Genomic DNA, 14551 nt, shown 5'->3' with positions numbered 1-14551 from the left:
TCATGGCAATCGTTAAAGTTAAGCCGACATCGCCGGGTCGCCGCGCGATGGTCAAGGTGGTCAACAAGAACCTGCACCAGGGCAAGCCGTTCGCGGCACTGCTCGACTCGCAGAGCTCGACCGCCGGCCGTAACAACAACGGTCGTATCACCACGCGTCACAAGGGTGGTGGTCACAAGCAGCACTACCGTATCGTCGATTTCCGTCGCACGAAGGATGGCATCCCGGCAAAGGTCGAGCGTCTCGAGTACGACCCGAACCGCAGCGCGAACATCGCGCTGGTGCTCTACGCAGACGGCGAGCGTCGCTACATCATCGCCCCGAAGGGTCTGACCGTCGGCCAACAGCTGATGTCGGGTTCGGAAGCGCCGATCCGTGCAGGCAACACGCTGCCGATCCGCAACATTCCGGTCGGTACGACGATCCACTGCATCGAGATGCTGCCGGGCAAGGGCGCGCAAATGGCGCGTTCGGCTGGCACGTCGGCCATGCTGCTGGCACGTGAAGGCGTCTACGCGCAGGTTCGTCTGCGTTCGGGCGAAATCCGCCGCGTGCACATCGAGTGCCGTGCAACGATCGGTGAAGTCGGTAACGAAGAGCATAGCCTGCGCCAGATCGGCAAGGCTGGCGCGAACCGCTGGCGCGGTATCCGCCCGACGGTGCGTGGCGTTGCGATGAACCCGGTTGATCACCCGCACGGTGGTGGTGAGGGCAAGACGGCTGCAGGTCGCGATCCGGTGAGCCCGTGGGGTACGCCGGCTAAGGGTTACCGCACCCGCAGCAACAAGCGCACGACGACGATGATCGTCCAGCGCCGTCACAAGCGTTAAGGAGTAGGCAATGGCACGTTCTGTTAAAAAAGGTCCGTTCTGCGACGCCCATTTGCTGAAGAAAGTTGAGGCGGCTGCAGCTTCGCGCGACAAAAAGCCGATCAAGACCTGGTCGCGTCGCTCGACGATTCTGCCGGATTTCATCGGCCTGACGATCGCTGTTCACAACGGCCGTCAACACGTTCCGGTGTACATCTCGGAAAACATGGTCGGCCACAAGCTTGGCGAGTTCGCACTGACCCGTACGTTCAAGGGTCACGCAGCCGACAAGAAGGCCAAGAAATAAGGGGCAATCAAGATGGAAGTGAAAGCAATTCATCGCGGTGCCCGCATCTCGGCGCAAAAAACGCGCCTTGTGGCTGACCAGATCCGCGGTTTGCCGGTCGACAAGGCGCTGAACGTTCTGACGTTCTCGCCGAAGAAGGCGGCTGGCATCGTGAAGAAGGTTGTGCTGTCGGCAATCGCGAATGCGGAGCACAACGAAGGCGCCGATATCGACGAGCTCAAGATCAAGAGCATCTACGTCGACAAGGCTGCATCGCTCAAGCGTTTCACCGCGCGCGCCAAGGGCCGCGGTAACCGCATCGAGAAGCAATCCTGTCACATCACTGTGACGGTCGGGAATTAAGGAGCCATACGATGGGACAGAAAATTCATCCGACTGGCTTCCGCCTGGCTGTCAGCCGCAATTGGGCTTCGCGTTGGTACGCGAACAACAACAATTTCGCGGCGATGCTGCAGGAAGACATCGGTGTTCGTGAATACCTGAAGAAGAAGCTGAAGAACGCTTCGGTCGGTCGGGTCGTCATCGAGCGTCCGGCGAAGAACGCGCGCATCACGATTTACAGCTCGCGTCCGGGCGTGGTCATCGGCAAGAAGGGCGAGGATATCGAGCAGCTGAAGACGGAACTGCAACGCCGCATGGGCGTGCCGGTTCACGTCAACATCGAGGAAATCCGCAAGCCGGAAACCGATGCTCAGCTGATCGCTGACTCGATCACGCAACAGCTCGAGCGCCGGATCATGTTCCGTCGCGCGATGAAGCGTGCGATGCAGAACGCGATGCGTCTGGGTGCCCAAGGCATCAAGATCATGAGCGCGGGCCGTCTGAACGGTATCGAAATCGCTCGTACGGAGTGGTATCGCGAAGGTCGCGTGCCCCTTCACACGCTGCGTGCTGATATCGACTACGCGACTTCGGAAGCGAAGACGACTTACGGGATCATCGGCGTCAAGGTGTGGGTCTACAAGGGCGATACGCTCGGCCGCAACGACGCACCGGTGGTGGAAGAAGTAGCCGAAGACAAGCGTCCGCGTCGCAATGCGCGTCCGGGCGACCGTCGTCCGCGCCGTGACGGCGAAGGCGGCGCTCCGGGTGCTCGTCGTGGCGCACCGCGCCGCGGCGCCGGCAAGCCCGAAGACGGCAAGACTGGAGAATAACGATGCTGCAACCGAAACGCAGAAAGTATCGTAAAGAGCAGAAGGGTCGTAACACCGGCAAGGCGACGCGCGGCAACGCAGTGTCGTTCGGTGAATTCGGCCTGAAGGCGATCGGTCGCGGTCGTTTGACCGCACGCCAGATTGAAGCGGCGCGTCGTGCAATGACGCGTCACATCAAGCGTGGCGGCCGCATCTGGATCCGGATCTTCCCGGACAAGCCGATTTCGCAGAAGCCGGCCGAAGTGCGTATGGGTAACGGTAAGGGTAACCCGGAGTACTACGTCGCCGAGATTCAGCCGGGCAAGATGCTCTATGAAATGGACGGCGTAACCGAAGAACTGGCACGCGAAGCGTTCCGTCTGGCTGCAGCCAAGCTGCCGCTGAAGACGGCATTCATCGTGCGCCAGCTCGGCGCCTAAGGAGAAAACATGAAGGCTTCCGAACTTCTCCAGAAAGACCAGGCCGCGCTCAACAAGGAGCTGGCGGACCTGCTGAAGGCGCAATTCGGCCTGCGCATGCAACTCGCGACCCAGCAGCTCACGAACACGAGCCAGCTGAAGAAGGTTCGTCGCGACATCGCACGTGTGCGGACCGTCATGACTCAGAAGGCGAACCAGAAATGAACGATAGCGTGAAAACCTCGCTGAAGCGGACGCTGGTCGGTCGGGTCGTCAGCAACAAGATGGACAAGACCGTCACCGTGCTGATCGAGCACCGCGTCAAGCACCCGATCTACGGCAAGTATGTCGTGCGCTCGAAGAAGTACCACGCGCATGATGAAGCGAACACCTGCAACGAAGGCGATCTCGTCGAAATCCAGGAAACTCGTCCTGTTTCGAAGACGAAGGCCTGGACGGTGTCGCGCCTCGTCGAAGCCGCTCGCGTCATCTAAGCGGGCAGCGCAGTAGGCAGTAACAGGCACCTCTCCTCGAAGTGCTTGAAATCGCAAAGTTTTTGCTTGCGTGACCAGGATTATTTGTTATAATCCTGGTCTTCCCTCTTTATGGGAGCCCCGTCGCGGGCGAAGTTGGTGGGGGAAGCGGACTGGCGCCTGCCTGTCCGAAAGATTCACCGAATTGCGATGGCGGGTTTCGTTTGCCGTCGCTGCTGTTCCAACCCAAGCAGCCGATTGGCTGACGGGACCAAGACTGACCGAATGCATCATGGTGGTGCATCCGGATTAAGTTGGGAAAGACAAACCATGATCCAGACCGAATCTCGGCTCGAAGTAGCCGACAACACGGGTGCGCGTGAAGTCATGTGCATCAAGGTGCTCGGCGGCTCGAAGCGTCGTTATGCCGGCATTGGCGACATCATCAAGGTGACCGTCAAAGAGGCAACGCCGCGCGGGCGCGTGAAGAAAGGCGAAATTTACAACGCCGTGGTGGTCCGCACCGCCAAGGGCGTGCGCCGTCAAGACGGCTCGCTGATCAAGTTCGACGGCAACGCCGCTGTGCTTTTGAATAACAAGCTCGAGCCGATCGGCACCCGTATCTTCGGGCCGGTGACGCGTGAGCTGCGTAGCGAACGATTCATGAAGATCGTTTCGCTGGCGCCGGAAGTGCTGTAAGGAGTCGCGATGAACAAGATTCGCAAAGGCGACGAAGTGATCGTCGTCACTGGCAAGGACAAGGGCAAGCGCGGCGTCGTGCTGGCTGTCGGTGCTGAGCATGTGACGGTTGAGGGTATCAACCTCGTCAAGAAGCATGTGAAGCCGAACCCGATGAAGGGTACGACGGGTGGCGTGGAAGCGAAGACGATGCCCCTGCATATTTCGAACGTCGCACTGGTCGACGCGAATGGCAAGGCGTCGCGTGTTGGCATCAAGGTCGAGGAAGGCAAGAAGGTTCGCTTCCTGAAGACGACCGGTGCCGTACTGAGCGCCTGACGCAGCGGAGTAAAAAATGGCTCGTTTTCAAGAGTTTTACAAAGAAAAGGTTGTGCCCGGCCTGATCGAGAAGTTCGGTTACAAGTCGGTCATGGAAGTGCCGCGCATCACCAAGATCACGCTGAACATGGGTCTTGGCGAAGCGATCGCTGACAAGAAGATCATCGAGAACGCCGTTGGCGACCTCACGAAGATCGCCGGCCAGAAGCCGGTCGTCACGAAGGCACGCAAGGCAATCGCTGGCTTCAAGATCCGCCAGGGTTACCCGATCGGCGCGATGGTGACGCTGCGTGGCCAGGCGATGTACGAATTCCTCGACCGTTTCGTGACCGTTGCCCTGCCCCGCGTGCGAGATTTCCGCGGCGTGTCGGGTCGTGCGTTCGATGGCCGTGGCAACTACAACATCGGTGTGAAAGAGCAGATCATTTTCCCCGAAATCGACTACGACAAGATCGACGCACTGCGTGGGCTGAACATCAGCATCACGACGACTGCGAAGACCGACGACGAAGCAAAGGCTCTGCTCGCCAGCTTCAAGTTCCCGTTCAGAAACTGAGGTTACCGTGGCTAAACTGGCACTGATCGAACGTGAAAAGAAGCGCGCCCGCCTGGTCGCGAAGTTCGCAGCAAAGCGCGAAGCGCTGAAGGCGATCGTCGAAGACCAAAGCAAGTCGGAAGAAGAGCGCTACGAAGCACGCCTGGAGCTGCAGCAACTGCCCCGCAACGCAAACCCGACCCGCCAGCGTAACCGCTGCGCGATCACGGGCCGTCCGCGTGGCACGTTCCGTAAATTCGGCCTCGCGCGTAACAAGATTCGTGAAATCGCATTCCGTGGCGAGATTCCTGGCCTGACCAAGGCGAGCTGGTAATAGGAGAAACGTAAATGAGCATGAGTGATCCTATCGCCGATATGCTGACTCGCATCCGCAACGCGCAGATGGTCGAGAAGGTATCGGTTGCGATGCCCTCGTCGAAGGTCAAGGTTGCAATCGCGCAAGTCCTCAAGGACGAAGGTTATATCGACGATTTCGCCGTGAAGGCGGAAGGTGCGAAGTCCGAACTGAATATCGCGCTGAAGTACTACGCAGGTCGCCCGGTCATCGAACGCCTCGAGCGCGTGTCGAAGCCTGGTCTGCGCGTGTACCGCGGCCGTAACGACATTCCGCAGGTCATGAACGGCCTCGGCGTGGCTATCGTGTCGACGCCGAAGGGCGTGATGACTGACCGCAAGGCGCGCGCTACCGGCGTCGGCGGCGAAGTCATCTGCTACGTCGCTTAAAGCCGAGGAGAGAGAAACATGTCTCGAGTAGGTAAGAGCCCGATCGCGCTGCAAGGCGCGGAAGTCAAGCTGGCCGACGGTGCTATCACCGTCAAGGGCCCGCTGGGCACCATCACGCAAGCGATCAATCCGCTCGTGAACGTGGCGAACAACGACGGCACGCTGAATCTGTCGCCGGTCGACGAAAGCCGCGAAGCAAATGCACTGTCGGGCACGATGCGCGCGATCATCGCGAATGCCGTGCACGGCGTGACCAAGGGTTTCGAGCGCAAGCTGACGCTGGTTGGCGTCGGTTACCGTGCGCAAGCGCAAGGCGACAAGCTGAACCTGTCGCTGGGTTTCTCGCACCCGGTGGTGCACCAGATGCCGGAAGGCGTCAAGGCTGAAACCCCGACGCAAACCGAAATCGTGATCAAGGGGATCAACAAGCAACAAGTCGGTCAAGTGGCTGCGGAAGTCCGCGGTTACCGTCCGCCGGAGCCCTACAAGGGCAAGGGCGTGCGTTATGCCGACGAGGTTGTGATCCTCAAAGAAACGAAGAAGAAGTAAGGGTGCGCAATCATGGATAAGACTCAATCTCGCCTGCGCCGCGCTCGCCAGACGCGTATCAAGATCGCTGAGCTGCAGGTCGCGCGTCTCGCCGTGCATCGCACGAACACGCACATCTACGCTCAAGTGTTCTCGCCCTGCGGCACCAAGGTGCTCGCCAGCGCGTCGACGCTCGAAGCAGAAGTGCGCGCCGAACTGGCCGACAAGTCGGGCAAGGGCGGCAACGTGAATGCCGCGACGCTGATCGGCAAGCGTATTGCCGAGAAGGCAAAGGCTGCCGGCATCGAATCCGTCGCCTTCGACCGCTCGGGCTTCCGCTACCACGGCCGCGTCAAGGCGCTGGCTGAGGCAGCTCGCGAAGCTGGGCTCAAGTTCTAAGGAAGGAATTCGTCATGGCAAAGATGCAAGCGAAAGTTCAGGCTGACGAGCGCGACGACGGCCTTCGCGAAAAGATGATTTCGGTCAATCGCGTGACCAAGGTCGTGAAGGGTGGCCGTATTCTCGGCTTCGCCGCACTGACCGTGGTTGGCGACGGTGATGGCCGCATCGGTATGGGCAAGGGCAAGGCGAAGGAAGTGCCGGTCGCTGTCCAGAAGGCAATGGAACAAGCTCGCCGCAACATGTTCAAGGTGCCGCTCAAGAACGGCACGCTGCAACACGAAGTGCACGGCAAGCACGGCGCATCGGCCGTCCTCCTCGCTCCGGCGAAGGCAGGTACGGGCGTGATCGCCGGCGGCCCGATGCGCGCAGTGTTCGACGTGATGGGCGTTCAGAACGTCGTGGCGAAGAGCCACGGTTCGACGAACCCGTACAACCTCGTTCGCGCCACGCTGGACGGCCTGCGCAAGCAGTCCACCCCGGCAGACATCGCGGCGAAGCGCGGCAAGTCCGTCGAAGAAATTTTGGGCTAAGCCCGGGTGGTCACCATGTCTGAAAAAACTGTCAAGGTTCAGCTCGTTAAGAGCCTGATCGGGACCCGCGAATCGCACCGCGCGACCGTGCGTGGTCTGGGCCTGCGCCGACTCAATTCGGTCAGCGAGCTCCAGGACACGCCGGCGGTCCGCGGCATGATCAACAAGGTCTCGTACCTCGTTAAGGTCATCGCGTAAGCGGCCCTACGGATCAAGGAGTTGATATGGAATTGAATAACCTGAAGCCGGCCGCTGGCGCCAAGCACGCCAAGCGTCGCGTCGGTCGTGGCATCGGTTCGGGCCTCGGCAAGACGGCTGGCCGTGGTCACAAGGGTCAGAAATCGCGTTCGGGCGGCTTCCACAAAGTCGGTTTCGAAGGCGGTCAGATGCCGCTGCAACGTCGTCTGCCGAAGCGCGGCTTCACGTCGCTGACGAAGGAATTCGTCGGTGAAGTGCGCCTGGGCGACCTCGAGAAGCTGCCGGTCGACGAGATCGATCTGCTCGCACTGAAGCAAGCCGGCCTGGTCGGCGAGCTGACGAAGAGCGCAAAGATCATCGCGACGGGCGAACTGAAGCGCAAGATCGTCGTGAAGGGTCTCGGTGCCACCAAGGGTGCGCGCGCTGCGATCGAAGCGGCCGGCGGTTCGTTCGCCGAGTGACACGCGTAGCGCGTCGTCACTTGCATTCATCGGAGAAGGTACTTGGCTAACAGCCCGAGTCTTGCAAAACCCGGTCGAAGCACGGCGAAATTCGGCGATCTGCGTCGGCGAGCGATGTTCCTGCTCCTGGCGCTGATCGTCTATCGCATCGGCGCGCACATTCCCGTGCCGGGCATCGATCCGGATCAACTGGCTAAGCTGTTCCAGAGCCAGGCGGGCGGCATCCTGGGCATGTTCAACATGTTCTCGGGTGGCGCGCTTTCCCGCTTCACGATCTTTGCGCTGGGGATCATGCCGTACATTTCGGCGTCGATCATCATGCAGTTGCTGGCGATCGTATCGCCGCAGCTCGAGGCGCTGAAGAAGGAAGGGCAGGCAGGGCAACGGAAGATCACGCAGTACACGCGGTATTTCACCGTGGTGCTCGCGACCTTCCAGGCGTTCGGTATCGCGGCCGCGCTGGAAAACCAGCCGGGCCTCGTCACCGACCCCGGCATGCTGTTCCGTCTGACGACGGTCGTGACGCTGGTTACCGGTACGATGTTCCTGATGTGGCTCGGCGAGCAGATTACCGAGCGTGGTCTGGGCAACGGTATCTCGATCATCATCTTCGGCGGGATCGCAGCAGGGTTCCCGAATGCCGTGGGTGGGTTGTTCGAGCTGGTGCGTACGGGTTCGATGAGCATCATTTCGGCGATCATCATCGTCGTTCTGATCGCCGCGGTGACTTACCTGGTCGTGTTCATCGAACGCGGTCAGCGCAAGATCCTCGTGAACTACGCGAAGCGCCAGGTCGGCAACAAGATCTACGGTGGGCAGTCGTCGCATCTGCCGCTGAAGTTGAACATGTCGGGCGTGATTCCGCCGATCTTTGCATCGTCGATCATCCTGTTCCCGGCGACGATTCTCGGCTGGTTCAGTACCGGTCAGCCGACGGGAAGCTGGATTTCCAATACGTTGCATAACGTAGCGGAAGCGCTGAAGCCGGGCCAGCCGGTCTATGTGCTGCTGTACACGCTGGCGATCGTGTTTTTCTGCTTCTTCTACACCGCACTGGTGTTCAACAGCAGGGAAACCGCGGACAACCTGAAGAAGAGCGGCGCGTTTGTTCCGGGCATCCGTCCGGGCGATCAGACCGCACGATATATCGACCGCATCCTCACGCGTCTGACGCTGGCCGGTGCGATCTACATCGTCTTCGTGTGTCTGCTGCCGGAATTTCTGGTGCTGCGCTGGAACGTGCCGTTTTATTTTGGTGGAACGTCGCTGCTGATCATTGTCGTCGTCACGATGGACTTTATGGCGCAGGTGCAGTCGTACGTTATGTCGCAACAGTATGAGTCTCTGCTCAAGAAGGCGAACTTCAAGGGCGGCAACATCCCGATGCGTTAAGGACTATGGCCAAAGACGATGTAATCCAGATGCAGGGAGAGGTGATTGAAAACCTCCCGAATGCGACCTTCCGTGTGAAGCTGGAAAACGGCCATGTCGTATTGGGACATATTTCCGGGAAGATGCGGATGCACTACATCCGTATCCTGCCGGGCGACAAGGTGACGGTTGAGTTGACGCCTTACGATCTGTCTCGTGCGCGGATCGTGTTCCGGGCGAAGTGATTTGAAAAAAGGGTATTATCATGAAAGTGATGGCATCGGTTAAGCGCATTTGCCGCAATTGCAAGATCATCAAGCGCAAAGGCGTCGTTCGCGTGATCTGCAGCTCGGATCCGCGCCACAAGCAGCGCCAAGGCTGACCGCGCGTTTGTTTGCGCTTTTTGTTTGAGGAAAAACAATGGCTCGTATCGCAGGGGTTAACATCCCGAATCACCAGCACACCGAGATCGGCCTGACGGCTATCTTTGGTGTCGGCCGCACCCGTTCGCGCAGCATCTGCGTGGCAGCTGGCGTCGATTTTTCGAAGAAGGTCAAGGATCTGACCGACGCAGACCTGGAAAAGCTGCGTGAAGAAGTGGGCAAGTTTGTCGTCGAAGGCGATCTGCGCCGTGAAGTGACGATGAACATCAAGCGCCTGATGGACCTCGGTTGCTACCGTGGCGTCCGTCATCGCAAGGGCCTGCCGATGCGCGGTCAGCGTACGCGTACGAACGCACGTACCCGTAAGGGTCCGCGTCGTGCAGCGCAAGCGCTGAAGAAGTAAGCGGAACTGACAGTTACAGGAAAACGTAATGGCTAAGGCTTCGAACACCGCGGCGCAACGCGTTCGCAAGAAGGTTAAGAAGAACGTCGCTGAAGGCGTGGTTCACGTTCACGCGTCGTTCAACAATACGATCATCACGATCACCGATCGCCAAGGCAACGCTCTGGCATGGGCGACGTCGGGCGGTCAGGGCTTCAAGGGCTCGCGCAAATCGACGCCGTTCGCTGCTCAGGTCGCAGCCGAGTCGGCTGGCCGCGTCGCGATGGAATACGGCGTGAAGAATCTGGAAGTGCGGATCAAGGGCCCGGGCCCGGGTCGCGAGTCGGCAGTGCGCGCACTGCACGGCCTCGGCATCAAGATCACCGCGATTTCGGACGTCACCCCGATTCCGCACAACGGCTGCCGTCCGCCGAAGCGTCGTCGTATCTAAGGATGTGCTGGCACGTTCGTGCTAGCGCATTGCCTGTCGCCGCTCAGCGTCGACGGGCGTTGCTTTTTTGATTGACTAAGCCCACCGTTCGCCCCAAAGGGAGCGGACTAGCGCGGATTTCGGTTCGCGTGACTGATTGATAAAGGAATGCAAAGTGGCACGTTATATCGGCCCCAAAGCCAAGCTGTCCCGCCGTGAAGGCACCGACCTGTTCCTGAAGAGCGCACGCCGCTCGCTCGCCGACAAGTGCAAGCTCGACAGCAAGCCGGGCCAGCACGGCCGTACCTCGGGCGCACGTACGTCCGACTACGGTACGCAGCTGCGTGAAAAGCAGAAGGTCAAGCGCATCTACGGCGTGCTGGAGCGTCAGTTCCGCCGCTACTTCGCTGAAGCCGACCGCCGCAAGGGCAACACGGGTGAAAACCTGCTGCAACTGCTCGAGTCGCGCCTCGACAACGTCGTGTATCGCATGGGCTTCGGCTCGACCCGCGCTGAAGCGCGTCAGCTGGTGAGCCACAAGTCAATCACCGTGAACGGCGTCGTCGCAAACGTCCCGTCGCAGCAAGTGAAGGCAGGTGACGTCGTCGCGATCCGCGAAAAGGCGAAGAAGCAAGCGCGTATCGTCGAAGCGCTGTCGCTGGCCGAGCAAGGCGGCATGCCGAGCTGGGTTGCAGTCGATGCGAAGAAGTTCGAAGGCACGTTCAAGCAAATGCCGGAACGCGCCGAGATCGCAGGCGACATCAACGAAAGCCTGATCGTCGAATTGTATTCGCGTTAATCCGATTGACGGCCGAGGTACCCCGATTGCGTTGCGCAAGGAAGGGCCTCGGCTGTTTATTTTCTGGTTGTTACCGGTCAGCCTTATCGGTGTAACGAGCCGAGGGTATTGAAAAGGAAAACCCATGCAAACCAGTTTGCTGAAACCCAAGATCATCGCCGTGGAATCGCTGGGCGAGAACCACGCGCGGGTGGTCATGGAACCGTTCGAACGCGGTTACGGCCATACCTTGGGCAATGCGCTTCGCCGCGTGCTGCTGTCGTCGATGGTTGGCTACGCGCCGACCGAAGTCACGATCGCAGGCGTGGTGCACGAGTACTCGACGCTGGACGGTGTGCAGGAAGACGTCGTCAACCTGCTGCTGAACCTGAAGGGCGTGGTGTTCAAGCTGCATAACCGTGACGAAGTGACGGTTACGCTGCGCAAGGAAGGTGAAGGCGTTGTCACGGCCGGCGATATCGAGCTGGCCCACGATTGCGAAGTCATCAACCCGAATCACGTGATTGCGCACCTGTCGAAGGGCGGCAAGCTCGACGTTCAGATCAAGATCGAAAAGGGTCGCGGCTATGTGCCCGGCAACGTCCGTCGTTATGGCGAAGACACGGCCAAGATCATCGGCCGCATCGTCCTCGACGCATCGTTCTCGCCGGTTCGCCGCGTGAGCTACGCGGTCGAAAGCGCACGTGTCGAGCAGCGTACCGACCTCGACAAGCTCGTGATGAACATCGAGACGAGCGGCGTGATCACGCCGGAAGAAGCGATCCGTCAATCGGCCCGCATCCTGGTCGACCAGCTGTCCGTGTTCGCGGCGCTGGAAGGCACGGAAACGGCAGCCGAAGCACCGTCGCGCGCGCCGCAGATCGACCCGATCCTGCTGCGTCCGGTGGACGATCTCGAGCTGACGGTTCGTTCGGCGAACTGCCTGAAGGCCGAGAACATCTACTACATCGGCGACCTGATCCAGCGCACGGAAAACGAGCTGCTGAAGACGCCGAACCTCGGTCGCAAGTCGCTCAACGAGATCAAGGAAGTGCTCGCTTCGCGCGGTCTCACGCTGGGCATGAAGCTCGAGAACTGGCCGCCGGCTGGTCTCGACAAGTAAGCCCGGTTGTTGCTGTAGTTGGCAAAGATGCGGATTTTCCTTTAAAATCCGCATCTTGCTTTTTTTCGCTACCGGCCCGTGCACCCTCGGGGTGCGATAGAAGAGCTGGATCAAAACTTTGAATCAAGGAAACTGAAATGCGCCATCGTCATGGTCTGCGGAAACTGAACCGCACGAGCAGCCACCGTCTGGCTATGCTCCGTAACATGTCCAACTCGCTGATCGAGCACGAAGTCATCAAGACGACGCTGCCGAAGGCGAAGGAACTCCGTAAAGTCGTCGAGCCGCTGATCACGCTCGGCAAGAAGCCGTCGCTGGCAAACCGTCGCCTGGCGTTCAACCGCCTGCGCGATCGTGACTCGGTGGCGAAGCTGTTCGACGTGCTCGGTCCGCGTTTCGCGAACCGTCCGGGCGGCTACCTGCGCGTGCTGAAGTTCGGCTTCCGCGTGGGCGACAACGCACCGATGGCACTGGTCGAACTGCTCGACCGTCCGGAAGTCGACGAAACGGAAAACGTGCAAGAAGCCGAGTAAGCTTCCGGTACGCCGCAGTATCTGAAAAGGGCCGAGCAATTGCTTGGCCCTTTTTGTTTTCGAGCTGCCGGCTGCGATCGATTGTCGCAGGCCGGCGCCGGCAGCATTGCGCGGGCTGCGCTACGATACGGGCAACCGACGCGATCCGAGGACAGGCAATCCGCGCCGGCCGGAGCCGGTAGACCAGCCAGGAGGGCGCGGATGATAGTGGTGCTGATGCTGACGACGGTGCCCGATGCGGCGACGGCTGCAGCGCTGTCCGATGGCGCGCTCGACGCGCGGCTGGCCGCATGCGTGTCGGAGCTCGGCGCGATCAAGTCGCGCTATCACTGGCAGGGCAAGGTCGAAACGGCCGACGAGATCCAGTTGCTGTTCAAGACGAGCCCCGTGCGGGCGCTCGAACTGGAGCGATTTATTCTCGCGCATCATCCGTACGAGACGCCCGAAATCGTCTCGTGGCAAACGACGGCGTCGGCCGCGTATGGCCAGTGGGTGACCAGCGAAACTCAACGTCTATTTCATGTTTAACGGTATGGCGCTTTCCGTGCGCGTGCGCGCGCTGCGGTTCCTGGCAGTCCTGTTGTCGTTCGCGGTCATGCTGGGCGGCCTGTCGGTCGCGCGCGCGGCCGACGATTTCCTCGATCCGTCGGTCGCGTTCAAGTTCAGCGCGAGCGAGTCGCCGGGGCAGGTGGACGTCCGCTTCAAGGTCGCCAACGGCTATTACCTGTACCGCGAGCGGTTCGCGTTCGCGGTGAAGAGCGGACAGGCGACGCTTGGCGAGCCGCAATTCCCGGCCGGCCACGTGAAGTTCGACCAGACGTTCCAGAAGAACGTCGAGACCTATCGCGACGAAGTCGTCATCCACGTGCCGGTGAAGCAGGCGGCCGGGCCGTTCGACCTCGCGGTGACGTCGCAGGGCTGTGCGGACGAAGGGATCTGCTATCCGCCGGCCGAGCACGTCGTGAAGGTCGGCGGTGCGGCGCTCGGCGCCGCGTCGTCGTCCAGTGGAGACGCGGCGGCCGCGGGCAGCTGGTTCGACAAGGTCACGAGCGCCGATTTCGCGCAGTCGCTGCTCGAAGGCCACGGCTTCTTCACGATCGTCGCCCTGTATTTCGTCGCGGGTGTCGTGCTGAGCCTCCTGCCCTGCTCGTACCCGATGATCCCGATCGTGTCCGCGATCATCATCGGCCAGGGCACGCGGGCGACACATGCACGCGGCCTCGCGCTGTCGCTGACCTATGTGGTCGGCATGGCGCTCGTCTACACGGTGCTCGGCATTGCCGCGGCACTGGTCGGCCAGAGCCTCGGCGCGTGGCTGCAGAACCCGTGGGTGCTCGGCGCGTTCGGCGTGCTGCTGACCGCGTTCGCGGTATCGCTGATCTCGGGCAAGGATATTGCGTTGCCCGCACGCTGGCAGAACGGCGCGGCCGAAGCCTCGAGCGCGCGACAGGGCGGCCACTTCGTCGCGGTCGCGGCGATGGGCGCGTTGTCGGCGCTGGTCGTCGGCGCATGCATGACGGCGCCGCTGTTCGCCGTGCTCGCCTTCATTGCGCACACCGGCAATGCACTGCTCGGCGGGGCGGCGCTGTTCGCGATGGGGCTGGGGCTCGGCGTGCCGCTGCTGGTCGTCGGCGTCGGTGCCGGGACGGTGCTGCCGCGCGCAGGCGCGTGGATGGACGGCGTGAAGGTGTTCTTCGGCATCGTGCTGCTCGCGGCCGCGCTGTGGATCGTGTGGCCGGTGCTGGCAGGCGGCCTGAAGATGGTGCTCGCCGCGTTGTGGCTGCTGGTCGCGGCCGCGGCGCTCGGCCTGTTCACGCCAAATGCCGGCGCCGCGTCGATCTGGCGCCGCCTCGGCAGGGGCCTTGGCGCCGCGCTCGCGATCTGGGCCGCGACGCTGCTCGTCGGCCTGGCGGCCGGCTCGACGGATCCCGTGAAGCCGCTGGCCGTGCTGGCGGCACGCACGGCGGCGTCCGGCGGCGCTGCGGCCGCCGGCGA

The 14551-nt window shown here is 61.1% G+C and carries 27 protein-coding genes; all 27 read left to right on the top strand.

All coding sequences use genetic code 11. The features are described 5' to 3' along the window. Positions 1-2: 2 nt before the first annotated feature. On the top strand, positions 3-830 hold the full coding sequence (gene rplB, locus G3N62_RS19365; protein ID WP_006482900.1) for a 50S ribosomal protein L2: 828 nt from the start codon (positions 3-5) through the stop codon (positions 828-830). Between the two features lie 10 nt (positions 831-840). Beyond that, complete coding sequence (gene rpsS / locus G3N62_RS19360; protein WP_004199273.1) at positions 841-1116, top strand: 30S ribosomal protein S19; 276 nt, start codon at positions 841-843, stop codon at positions 1114-1116. Positions 1117-1128: 12 nt separating this feature from the next. Further along, positions 1129-1458 carry a 50S ribosomal protein L22 gene (gene rplV / locus G3N62_RS19355; RefSeq protein WP_004199272.1) on the top strand — a complete coding sequence of 110 codons (330 nt, stop codon included), beginning with the start codon at positions 1129-1131 and terminating at the stop codon, positions 1456-1458. 11 nt (positions 1459-1469) lie between these two features. After that, the gene (rpsC, locus tag G3N62_RS19350) at positions 1470-2270 is read left to right on the top strand and encodes a 30S ribosomal protein S3 (RefSeq protein WP_006482899.1); all 801 of its coding nucleotides are present in this window, start codon (positions 1470-1472) and stop codon (positions 2268-2270) included. A gap of 2 nt (positions 2271-2272) precedes the next feature. Continuing rightward, on the top strand, positions 2273-2689 hold the full coding sequence (gene rplP / locus G3N62_RS19345) for a 50S ribosomal protein L16 (RefSeq protein WP_006482873.1): 417 nt from the start codon (positions 2273-2275) through the stop codon (positions 2687-2689). Positions 2690-2698: 9 nt separating this feature from the next. Continuing rightward, positions 2699-2893 carry a 50S ribosomal protein L29 gene (rpmC, locus tag G3N62_RS19340; protein WP_006400652.1) on the top strand — a complete coding sequence of 65 codons (195 nt, stop codon included), beginning with the start codon at positions 2699-2701 and terminating at the stop codon, positions 2891-2893. Further along, on the top strand, positions 2890-3162 hold the full coding sequence (gene rpsQ, locus G3N62_RS19335; protein WP_006752928.1) for a 30S ribosomal protein S17: 273 nt from the start codon (positions 2890-2892) through the stop codon (positions 3160-3162). The genes rpmC and rpsQ overlap by 4 nt, the downstream gene beginning before the upstream one ends. A gap of 309 nt (positions 3163-3471) precedes the next feature. Further along, the gene (gene rplN / locus G3N62_RS19330; protein WP_006752929.1) at positions 3472-3840 is read left to right on the top strand and encodes a 50S ribosomal protein L14; all 369 of its coding nucleotides are present in this window, start codon (positions 3472-3474) and stop codon (positions 3838-3840) included. A gap of 9 nt (positions 3841-3849) precedes the next feature. Continuing rightward, complete coding sequence (gene rplX / locus G3N62_RS19325; RefSeq protein ID WP_006477187.1) at positions 3850-4158, top strand: 50S ribosomal protein L24; 309 nt, start codon at positions 3850-3852, stop codon at positions 4156-4158. Between the two features lie 16 nt (positions 4159-4174). Further along, complete coding sequence (gene rplE / locus G3N62_RS19320) at positions 4175-4714, top strand: 50S ribosomal protein L5 (RefSeq protein ID WP_006477186.1); 540 nt, start codon at positions 4175-4177, stop codon at positions 4712-4714. Between the two features lie 7 nt (positions 4715-4721). Further along, positions 4722-5027 (top strand): 30S ribosomal protein S14, encoded by a 306-nt coding sequence (gene rpsN, locus G3N62_RS19315; protein WP_006482884.1) that lies wholly within the window; start codon positions 4722-4724, stop codon positions 5025-5027. A 14-nt stretch (positions 5028-5041) separates the two neighbouring features. Continuing rightward, on the top strand, positions 5042-5437 hold the full coding sequence (gene rpsH, locus G3N62_RS19310; protein ID WP_006477185.1) for a 30S ribosomal protein S8: 396 nt from the start codon (positions 5042-5044) through the stop codon (positions 5435-5437). An 18-nt stretch (positions 5438-5455) separates the two neighbouring features. Next, on the top strand, positions 5456-5986 hold the full coding sequence (gene rplF / locus G3N62_RS19305; RefSeq protein ID WP_006477184.1) for a 50S ribosomal protein L6: 531 nt from the start codon (positions 5456-5458) through the stop codon (positions 5984-5986). A 12-nt stretch (positions 5987-5998) separates the two neighbouring features. Beyond that, complete coding sequence (gene rplR / locus G3N62_RS19300) at positions 5999-6364, top strand: 50S ribosomal protein L18 (RefSeq protein WP_006477183.1); 366 nt, start codon at positions 5999-6001, stop codon at positions 6362-6364. Positions 6365-6378: 14 nt separating this feature from the next. Continuing rightward, positions 6379-6897 (top strand): 30S ribosomal protein S5, encoded by a 519-nt coding sequence (rpsE, locus tag G3N62_RS19295; protein WP_006482895.1) that lies wholly within the window; start codon positions 6379-6381, stop codon positions 6895-6897. Positions 6898-6912: 15 nt separating this feature from the next. Then, positions 6913-7095 carry a 50S ribosomal protein L30 gene (gene rpmD / locus G3N62_RS19290; protein WP_006400644.1) on the top strand — a complete coding sequence of 61 codons (183 nt, stop codon included), beginning with the start codon at positions 6913-6915 and terminating at the stop codon, positions 7093-7095. Between the two features lie 26 nt (positions 7096-7121). Further along, positions 7122-7556 (top strand): 50S ribosomal protein L15, encoded by a 435-nt coding sequence (rplO, locus tag G3N62_RS19285; protein ID WP_006482880.1) that lies wholly within the window; start codon positions 7122-7124, stop codon positions 7554-7556. A 42-nt stretch (positions 7557-7598) separates the two neighbouring features. Next, positions 7599-8948 (top strand): preprotein translocase subunit SecY, encoded by a 1350-nt coding sequence (secY, locus tag G3N62_RS19280; RefSeq protein WP_006482915.1) that lies wholly within the window; start codon positions 7599-7601, stop codon positions 8946-8948. Between the two features lie 5 nt (positions 8949-8953). Continuing rightward, on the top strand, positions 8954-9172 hold the full coding sequence (infA, locus tag G3N62_RS19275; protein ID WP_004521905.1) for a translation initiation factor IF-1: 219 nt from the start codon (positions 8954-8956) through the stop codon (positions 9170-9172). A 20-nt stretch (positions 9173-9192) separates the two neighbouring features. Continuing rightward, positions 9193-9309 (top strand): 50S ribosomal protein L36, encoded by a 117-nt coding sequence (rpmJ, locus tag G3N62_RS19270; RefSeq protein WP_004199844.1) that lies wholly within the window; start codon positions 9193-9195, stop codon positions 9307-9309. 38 nt (positions 9310-9347) lie between these two features. Next, on the top strand, positions 9348-9713 hold the full coding sequence (gene rpsM / locus G3N62_RS19265; RefSeq protein ID WP_006477178.1) for a 30S ribosomal protein S13: 366 nt from the start codon (positions 9348-9350) through the stop codon (positions 9711-9713). 28 nt (positions 9714-9741) lie between these two features. After that, complete coding sequence (gene rpsK / locus G3N62_RS19260; protein WP_004197937.1) at positions 9742-10143, top strand: 30S ribosomal protein S11; 402 nt, start codon at positions 9742-9744, stop codon at positions 10141-10143. 154 nt (positions 10144-10297) lie between these two features. Continuing rightward, positions 10298-10921 carry a 30S ribosomal protein S4 gene (gene rpsD, locus G3N62_RS19255; RefSeq protein ID WP_006477177.1) on the top strand — a complete coding sequence of 208 codons (624 nt, stop codon included), beginning with the start codon at positions 10298-10300 and terminating at the stop codon, positions 10919-10921. Positions 10922-11045: 124 nt separating this feature from the next. Further along, positions 11046-12023 (top strand): DNA-directed RNA polymerase subunit alpha, encoded by a 978-nt coding sequence (rpoA, locus tag G3N62_RS19250; RefSeq protein WP_006477176.1) that lies wholly within the window; start codon positions 11046-11048, stop codon positions 12021-12023. 137 nt (positions 12024-12160) lie between these two features. Continuing rightward, positions 12161-12556, top strand: coding sequence for a 50S ribosomal protein L17 (rplQ, locus tag G3N62_RS19245; protein ID WP_006477175.1), 396 nt, complete (start codon positions 12161-12163; stop codon positions 12554-12556). 201 nt (positions 12557-12757) lie between these two features. Further along, entirely contained in the window at positions 12758-13084 is a 327-nt protein-coding gene (cutA, locus tag G3N62_RS19240) for a divalent-cation tolerance protein CutA (RefSeq protein ID WP_034189858.1), read from the top strand. Beyond that, positions 13077-14551, top strand: a 1475-nt coding sequence (dsbD, locus tag G3N62_RS19235) for a protein-disulfide reductase DsbD (RefSeq protein ID WP_206141282.1), incomplete at its 3' end; no start/stop codon positions are given. The genes cutA and dsbD, both read left to right, overlap by 8 nt.

Origin of the sequence: Burkholderia sp. Tr-20355, from assembly GCF_017104685.1 — a bacterium.
Taxonomy (GTDB): Bacteria; Pseudomonadota; Gammaproteobacteria; order Burkholderiales; family Burkholderiaceae; genus Burkholderia; species Burkholderia seminalis.
The sequence above is the reverse complement of the archived record's forward strand: the minus strand, read 5'-3'. Positions and strand labels throughout refer to the sequence as shown.

Bases quoted from the DNA above. Each gene is read 5' to 3' on its own strand.
- rplB (WP_006482900.1), top strand. From the start codon at position 3: ATGGCAATCGTTAAAGTTAAGCCGACATCGCCGGGTCGCCGCGCGATG.
- rpsS (WP_004199273.1), top strand. From the start codon at position 841: ATGGCACGTTCTGTTAAAAAAGGTCCGTTCTGCGACGCCCATTTGCTG.
- rplV (WP_004199272.1), top strand. From the start codon at position 1,129: ATGGAAGTGAAAGCAATTCATCGCGGTGCCCGCATCTCGGCGCAAAAA.
- rpsC (WP_006482899.1), top strand. From the start codon at position 1,470: ATGGGACAGAAAATTCATCCGACTGGCTTCCGCCTGGCTGTCAGCCGC.
- rplP (WP_006482873.1), top strand. From the start codon at position 2,273: ATGCTGCAACCGAAACGCAGAAAGTATCGTAAAGAGCAGAAGGGTCGT.
- rpmC (WP_006400652.1), top strand. From the start codon at position 2,699: ATGAAGGCTTCCGAACTTCTCCAGAAAGACCAGGCCGCGCTCAACAAG.
- rpsQ (WP_006752928.1), top strand. From the start codon at position 2,890: ATGAACGATAGCGTGAAAACCTCGCTGAAGCGGACGCTGGTCGGTCGG.
- rplN (WP_006752929.1), top strand. From the start codon at position 3,472: ATGATCCAGACCGAATCTCGGCTCGAAGTAGCCGACAACACGGGTGCG.
- rplX (WP_006477187.1), top strand. From the start codon at position 3,850: ATGAACAAGATTCGCAAAGGCGACGAAGTGATCGTCGTCACTGGCAAG.
- rplE (WP_006477186.1), top strand. From the start codon at position 4,175: ATGGCTCGTTTTCAAGAGTTTTACAAAGAAAAGGTTGTGCCCGGCCTG.
- rpsH (WP_006477185.1), top strand. From the start codon at position 5,042: ATGAGCATGAGTGATCCTATCGCCGATATGCTGACTCGCATCCGCAAC.
- rplF (WP_006477184.1), top strand. From the start codon at position 5,456: ATGTCTCGAGTAGGTAAGAGCCCGATCGCGCTGCAAGGCGCGGAAGTC.
- rplR (WP_006477183.1), top strand. From the start codon at position 5,999: ATGGATAAGACTCAATCTCGCCTGCGCCGCGCTCGCCAGACGCGTATC.
- rpsE (WP_006482895.1), top strand. From the start codon at position 6,379: ATGGCAAAGATGCAAGCGAAAGTTCAGGCTGACGAGCGCGACGACGGC.
- rpmD (WP_006400644.1), top strand. From the start codon at position 6,913: ATGTCTGAAAAAACTGTCAAGGTTCAGCTCGTTAAGAGCCTGATCGGG.
- rplO (WP_006482880.1), top strand. From the start codon at position 7,122: ATGGAATTGAATAACCTGAAGCCGGCCGCTGGCGCCAAGCACGCCAAG.
- infA (WP_004521905.1), top strand. From the start codon at position 8,954: ATGGCCAAAGACGATGTAATCCAGATGCAGGGAGAGGTGATTGAAAAC.
- rpmJ (WP_004199844.1), top strand. From the start codon at position 9,193: ATGAAAGTGATGGCATCGGTTAAGCGCATTTGCCGCAATTGCAAGATC.
- rpsM (WP_006477178.1), top strand. From the start codon at position 9,348: ATGGCTCGTATCGCAGGGGTTAACATCCCGAATCACCAGCACACCGAG.
- rpsK (WP_004197937.1), top strand. From the start codon at position 9,742: ATGGCTAAGGCTTCGAACACCGCGGCGCAACGCGTTCGCAAGAAGGTT.
- rpoA (WP_006477176.1), top strand. From the start codon at position 11,046: ATGCAAACCAGTTTGCTGAAACCCAAGATCATCGCCGTGGAATCGCTG.
- rplQ (WP_006477175.1), top strand. From the start codon at position 12,161: ATGCGCCATCGTCATGGTCTGCGGAAACTGAACCGCACGAGCAGCCAC.
- cutA (WP_034189858.1), top strand. From the start codon at position 12,758: ATGATAGTGGTGCTGATGCTGACGACGGTGCCCGATGCGGCGACGGCT.